Source organism: Alicyclobacillus herbarius DSM 13609 (assembly GCF_000430585.1).
Taxonomy (GTDB): domain Bacteria; phylum Bacillota; class Bacilli; order Alicyclobacillales; family Alicyclobacillaceae; genus Alicyclobacillus_G; species Alicyclobacillus_G herbarius.
The window spans coordinates 1-6,092 of sequence record NZ_AUMH01000045.1 but is presented as its reverse complement, the minus strand read 5'-3'; the positions used below and the strand labels follow the sequence as shown (position 1 = coordinate 6,092).

Genomic DNA, 6,092 nt, shown 5'->3' with positions numbered 1-6,092 from the left:
CCTGCTCCACCTTGCGCCATGGGTCAAATGAGCGAGTTGAACCCAGCGATTGTCCTCTCGAAGCTTGCCCCCGAACGGCAAGAAGAACTCTCCGGGGAGGATCTGCTGGTCCTGGTTATGCGCGTACATAGCCGACCTCCGTTGCACGGTTTTTCGCCCGTTCCCACGAAAAATCCATACACTTGGACTCGGCATTTGAACCCGAAATCCCTTGCCGTTAAACTCACGACACGCTTGGTGAACGAGAACCAAGTCATCTGCGTGGAGAGTTTACAGGTAAAGAACATGATCCGTAATCGCCACCTTTCAAAGGCAATTGCTGATGTTGGGTGGGGCGAATTGATACGGCAACTCGAATATAAAGCAGACTGGTACGGTAGAACACTCGTCAAGATTGACAAGTTCTATCCATCCAGCATACGGTGTTCTGATTGCGGCCACATCATGCCGAAAATGCCTCTCTACATTCGGCAATGGACGTCTCCGAAATGCGGAGAGCATCACGACCGAGACGTGAATGCTGCACGGAACATCTTAGCCGCCGGGCTGGCAGTGTTCGCCTGTGGAGAGGCTGTAAGACCCGGGCGTAAGCAATCTGCGAAGCGCCAAGGCAAGCCTCAAGGAAGCAGAAAATCCAGCGTGTGAGCGTTGGAATCCCCCGGCTTTAGCCGTGGGGAGGAAGTCAATGCGGCGCGAGAAAGGCACCGACCGGTAAGCTAAACCTCCTCATATTCCTTCAGCACCTGCAATCGCTTTGCCACCAACTCCGTCGTGCTGGCTTGAACAAGAATCGTGATTAAAATGGCCATAAACGTCACGGAAGCGATGAGGTGAGCGTCGGGCACCCCCTGTGCGATAAGGACGCCGGACAGGGCGGCTGGAATGACCCCCGTTTCACGAACCCAAAACATGAACAAGATGTGTTTCCTGTCCCATTTCGCCTTTCGATCCACAAGTACGGATGCGAGGACAGCCAGTGGACGTGCAATCGCGATGAAAATGCCAATGAGTATCAAACTCATCCAGAGGTGCTGCGCGACCAGGCGGAAATCCACCTGCGTGCCCAACAGGACGAAGATGAGCATTCTCATGATTAACGTGATGGCGTGCCGAAGTGATGGATATTCTCTTCTGTATGCTGCAGAAACGGCAGGCCAAAGGACTCTCCGTTGCCGGTAATCATACCCGCCGTAAAAGCGGCCATAAATCCACTCGCGCCGAATGCATTGGCGACTTGAAACGAGGCCAGTGCAACTGTTAGCATCACGACCGATCCATACTCATGAAACACGCTCCAGCCTCGCTTGGAGACGAGCCAGATGCTTAACAACCCGAACACGACACCCACAATCAGCCCGATGATGGCCGAGTGGAGGAACGAAAAGACGGGCTGATACCAATGAACGTGTCCGCCCGTCGCGGCAATCATGGACATGACTGTGAAGACCAGCACGGCGCCGGTCGCATCGTTAAAGGCCGATTCAGATTCCACAGTCTGCTGAAGTTTCGGGATGATGGGGACCCGTTTAAAGACCGGGATGAGCGTCGCTGGATCAGTCGAGGCAATGACGGAGCCAAGCAGTATGGCAATCATCCATGGGATGCCGAGAAGCAGATGAGCCGCAACGCCCATGGCCAGCGCCGTAACAAGGACACCGACGATGGCCAGCATGACGACGCTGATCCAGACCTTGCGTAGGACCTGAAATTGTACTCCTCGCCCTCCATCAAATAAGATGAGGGCTGCTCCCACGTTTAACACCAGCTGATTTACCTGGCTTTGACTCGGCACAGCGACCAAATTGAACACGGCTGGGCCGATGAGAATACCAAACACAAGGTAGGCAGCCACATCCGGAATTCTTGGTTTTTCCGTCAGCTTTCCGACAATCAGCCCACCGGCGAACACAATGAGGAGGATGGTTACGCTGGATTGCCACAGTGTCATATGAAACATGGGTACCCAACTCCCGCCAGAATGCTGCTTAATAAGCTCTTGGTCGTCATGCCCTAACTCCTTGTCCCATCACTGAGATGTTGAGTTTTATCCAATGAATACCCGTTCCGAAATCCGTTTGACCTTTGTCCGTTGCCGGCGGTGCAACATTCCAACTAACAGGGTAGGAATCCCCACACGCCCGATATACATCGTGATGATGAGTACCCATTTCACAGCGGTACAGAACATATGACATCACGACTAAGTCCACCACAAAAGGTCGCGCTTGGTTACCTGACCATCACGTTGATTGGGGCCTTGTTGCTCTTGTTGACCCCCAGAAGACACGATTCCTAATACCTATAAGTGCCGTATCCGGACAATGTATAAAAATGTAAAATGACCCCGCGAGGGGTCAACAAGACCTCTCCTGCTTCAACGCTTACGGAGTTAGCTGACGGGTTCGGGTGGCAAGAGACAATCACCCTACCGATACCTACCGGATTCACCCCAAAGGATTGGGTCCTCCGCTCCCAGAGTATTGGGATTCAGCGTTTGGGTTTCTGTACTGCGACCAGTTTACTCCGTCTTATAGTGAATGCAATCGAAGTCGTATCGCAGGAAACCGCTTACTCCCGGCGCGTTTTTGCAAGCATGACGTATAAATACCTTCAACCTAACACATTTTGCGAGATTTTTTCAATATCGAGGTTCAGGACCAAATTCAGATTCGATTGTATCGCAATCGACATTCGCCGGTGTCGTACGTAAGCTGGTTACGGATGCGTACAACGCTAATTAGCGTTATCTAACTTTGTTTATTCAACGCCAAAAACACTACTCATTTAATCAACTTTTTGCGTTATAATTGTCTATGCGAAGTGATGAATTTATACGGGCCTAGGACGTCTGATACCAGGCGTCTGGCGAGCGTCTGATGAGTGCAGAGAAAGAGGTGGCGCCGGCATGCGCGTCCTGCAACTGTCCCAATTGGGAATGAACGTGGAGGCGGAGGTCCAGGGCTTCACAGGACACCCGCAGTTTCGCAATCGGCTGTTGTCTTTGGGCGTCACGCCGCGCAGCCGCGTGGTTGTGGTACGGCGGATGCCACTCGGGGGGCCGCTTGAAATTGAGGTGCGCGGTACGCGCCTGGCCATCCGGCGAAGCGATGCGGAGAAGGTCTGGGTGACGGTGACGGACTGCGTGAGACAGGACAGAGAGATCGGGGGCTGTTGATGTGAGAGTCGCGCTGGTGGGGAACCCGAACGTAGGAAAGACAACGCTATTCAACGCCTTGACCGGGGCGCATCAGGAAGTGGCCAACTGGCCGGGTACCACCGTGGAGTACACCGTCGGCAAAGTCCGGTCCGCATCCACAGCGGACGAGATGGAACTGGTGGATTTGCCGGGCACGTATGCGCTTACAGCCTACGCCCGCGACGAGCTGGTGACGCGCAATTTCCTGCTCTATGAGCCCTATGACGCGGTGCTTGTGGTCGTGAACGCGGCCAGCCTGGAGCGCAACCTGTTTTTGGCGCTGGAGGTGCTGGAACTGACGCGTCGCGTCGTGGTGGCGTTGAACATGGTCGACGCGGCGCAGGACCAGGGAATTCTCGTCGATGCCGAGGCCCTCTCGCGCCGGTTGGGCGTGCCCGTCGTCCCGACGGTGGCGGCGAAAGGTGTCGGGATAAACGAACTCATCACCTGGGTGGAACACATCGGGCGTCAGGAGGTTGTGCCCCTTCCGACGTGGGTGGTCCCGTACCCGGACGACCTTCGCCAAGTGCTCGATCCGCTCGCGGACGAATTGGCTTCGGCCATCCGCCCGAGCACGGATGGCGCATCGGTGTGCGACGCTTATCCGCATCCACTGGGAGGCCTTCGCACGGCTGTCGCAGGGACTGGGACAGGCCGCTTTCGGCCCGAGTGGATGGCACTGCGGCTGTTGCAGGGAGACGAAGAGGTGACCCGCGAGGTGCGCGTCATTCCCGAAGGGCAGGCGGCTGTGCAAATGGCGCTCTCCTGCTGTGCGCAGCAGGCCGGATTGCAGGTGGAGATAGGCGCTCAGGCGGTGGCGTTAGAACCGGCCATTCTCGAGCAGGTACGGGCGCAGCATGAAGAGTTCGAAATGCGCATCGCCGACGCCAAATACACCTATATTGCTGATTTGGTAGGCGCCTGCGTCAAGCGTCAACCGCGGACCAAGGAGACGTTGACCGAGCAGCTGGACCGGGTGCTCCTGCACCGTTTTTGGGGGTATCCCGCGATGGCGGTGGTGTTTTTCGTCGCCTTTTGGCTCTCGTTCGTGGCCAGCGCGCCGTTGTCCGATTGGGTGAGCAACGGCATCGGCTGGCTGGGCGTACAGGTTGGGCATGGACTCGCCGCCATCGGGGCGCCCGCTTTCCTGCAGAGCCTGATTGTTGACGGGGTGTTTGCCGGCGTCGGTGCGGTCTTGTCGTTCGTTCCGTATATGGCCATCTTCTTTGCCATCTACCAGTTTCTCCAGGACAGCGGCTATATGGCGCGGGCATCGGTCTTGGTCGACCGGCTGATGCAAGGGATTGGCCTGCATGGGAAAGGTTTTTTCGCGTTGGTTTCAGCGTACGGGTGCAACGTCCCGGCGATGGCCGCCACGCGCGTGATGGAGAACCACCGCGACCGGTTGCTCGCAAATCTCGTGATACCGTTCATTCCTTGCAACGCGCGGCTGGGTGTGATGGCGGTCATGACGGCCGCGTTTTTCCCCGGCACGCGTGGGGCGTTTGTCATGATGGCGCTCATCCTCATCAGCCTCGGAGTGGTGGCCGGATCGGCCATGGTCTATCGGAAGACCGTGCTCCCGACAGATCCCGCGCCGCTCCTCATTGAACTGCCTGGCTATCATGTGCCCTCGGCGCGCAATATTGTCATTCCGACCTGGCACCGCGTCTGGATGTTCATTAGCCGGATTTGGGTGTTTCTCATCTGGGCGACGCTGTTGACCTGGGCCCTGACCTACTTTCCAATTGGCGCGCCGGTCAGCGAGTCGTACGCCGCTCGGATAGGGCACGGACTCGAGTCGGTGGGGCAGTGGTACGGGTTTGACTGGCGGCTGATGATTGCCATTGTGTTTGGTTTCGTGGCCAAGGAGACCACCCTGTCCACACTGGGCGTACTGTATGGCGCAGGATCGGACGGATCGCTCGCGCATTTGTTGACCCAGGCGATGACGCCGCTGGTGGCGTTCACCTACCTGGTGGTCTACATGCTGTACGTGCCCTGCCTGTCGACCGTCATCCAAATGCGGCGGGAGAGCGGCAGTTGGCGGTGGACCGTGGTGGGTATCGTGGTGAACGTGGTGGTGGCGTTTGGCTTGGGGCTGATATTGGAACGCATCGGCCTGGCGCTCGGGTTTTCGCTTTGATATGACGATCCGCTTAAATAACAATCCGCTCGCCAGCGCGGCGGACTTCGTGAAGGGGTGACCGGGATGCTGTCGAAAATTGAAGCGGCGTTTGCTGTGCGTAAGGTGTGGACCTTGGACGAATTGGCGTCGTTTGTGGGCGTGACGCCGGAGATGGTGCGGGCCGGGATTGAGCAGCTGAAGCGCATGGGCCGCTTGACCGAGAACGCGGTGGGACAGATTGAACACTGTGTCAACCCAACGCACCACTGCGACCACTGCGCGTTTCAGGGACTCTGCATGGAGGATGAATCGGCGGTACGCAAGGTGGCGCATACGTATGAGCGGGCTACGGGCTTGACGCGGGGATGAGGCGCGTCCGGCATGAGACAAGCCCCGCCGCGAACGGCGGCGGGGCGATGGGTATGCCCTTATTTTTCAGTCGCGGATCTATGGGCAGTATACTTGCCCCAGAGTCAACCCAGACAGAAGGGATGGGTTAAGATGAAGTAGAGGTGTTTGTGATGCCGGAACGTAAGTGGACAGTGGACGAAAAGATGAACATCGTGCTCGAGGGCATGATGCCCGGTGCGAACATCAGCGAGGTTTGTCGGCGGCATGGCGTAGCCCAGAGTCTGTATTACAGGTGGCGTGAAGCGTTCCTGGCTGGCGGACGGGCTGGACTTCAGTCTGGACCCTCTACGAGGGAGCAGGAGCTGGAGAAGGAGTTGCAGGAGGCTCGGGCTAAGATCGGTGAACTTACGATGCAGG

The 6,092-nt window shown here is 57.1% G+C and carries 7 protein-coding genes and 1 riboswitch; of the genes, 5 read left to right on the top strand and 2 right to left on the bottom strand.

Going from position 1 to position 6,092, the window contains the following annotated elements; all coding sequences use genetic code 11:
- Positions 1-117: 117 nt before the first annotated feature.
- On the top strand, positions 118-645 hold the full coding sequence (locus H522_RS20030; protein ID WP_245578159.1) for an RNA-guided endonuclease TnpB family protein: 528 nt from the start codon (positions 118-120) through the stop codon (positions 643-645).
- A 71-nt stretch (positions 646-716) separates the two neighbouring features.
- On the opposite strand, the gene H522_RS22385 is transcribed toward H522_RS20030, so the two are convergent.
- Together H522_RS22385 and H522_RS20025 are read right to left on the bottom strand one after the other, a co-directional pair.
- The gene (locus H522_RS22385; protein WP_162143527.1) at positions 717-1,085 is read right to left on the bottom strand and encodes a cation:proton antiporter domain-containing protein; all 369 of its coding nucleotides are present in this window, start codon (positions 1,083-1,085) and stop codon (positions 717-719) included.
- Positions 1,086-1,093: 8 nt separating this feature from the next.
- Entirely contained in the window at positions 1,094-1,957 is an 864-nt protein-coding gene (locus tag H522_RS20025; RefSeq protein WP_051344375.1) for a cation:proton antiporter, read from the bottom strand.
- A 406-nt stretch (positions 1,958-2,363) separates the two neighbouring features.
- A riboswitch (cyclic di-AMP (ydaO/yuaA leader) is annotated at positions 2,364-2,503 on the bottom strand.
- A 402-nt stretch (positions 2,504-2,905) separates the two neighbouring features.
- Between H522_RS20025 and H522_RS20020 the strand changes: the two genes are divergently transcribed.
- From H522_RS20020 to H522_RS0116160, 4 genes are all read left to right on the top strand, one after another.
- Entirely contained in the window at positions 2,906-3,175 is a 270-nt protein-coding gene (locus H522_RS20020; RefSeq protein WP_051344374.1) for a FeoA family protein, read from the top strand.
- 1 nt (position 3,176) lies between these two features.
- On the top strand, positions 3,177-5,342 hold the full coding sequence (gene feoB, locus H522_RS0116170) for a ferrous iron transport protein B (RefSeq protein WP_026963116.1): 2,166 nt from the start codon (positions 3,177-3,179) through the stop codon (positions 5,340-5,342).
- A 66-nt stretch (positions 5,343-5,408) separates the two neighbouring features.
- Positions 5,409-5,693 (top strand): FeoC-like transcriptional regulator, encoded by a 285-nt coding sequence (locus H522_RS0116165; RefSeq protein ID WP_026963115.1) that lies wholly within the window; start codon positions 5,409-5,411, stop codon positions 5,691-5,693.
- Between the two features lie 152 nt (positions 5,694-5,845).
- A partial coding sequence (locus H522_RS0116160) for a transposase (RefSeq protein WP_026963114.1) occupies positions 5,846-6,092 on the top strand: 247 nt, incomplete at its 3' end.

Bases quoted from the DNA above. Each gene is read 5' to 3' on its own strand.
- H522_RS20020 (WP_051344374.1), top strand. From the start codon at position 2,906: ATGCGCGTCCTGCAACTGTCCCAATTGGGAATGAACGTGGAGGCGGAG.
- H522_RS22385 (WP_162143527.1), bottom strand. From the start codon at position 1,085: ATGCTCATCTTCGTCCTGTTGGGCACGCAGGTGGATTTCCGCCTGGTC.
- H522_RS20025 (WP_051344375.1), bottom strand. From the start codon at position 1,957: ATGTTTCATATGACACTGTGGCAATCCAGCGTAACCATCCTCCTCATT.
- H522_RS20030 (WP_245578159.1), top strand. From the start codon at position 118: ATGCGCGTACATAGCCGACCTCCGTTGCACGGTTTTTCGCCCGTTCCC.
- H522_RS0116165 (WP_026963115.1), top strand. From the start codon at position 5,409: ATGCTGTCGAAAATTGAAGCGGCGTTTGCTGTGCGTAAGGTGTGGACC.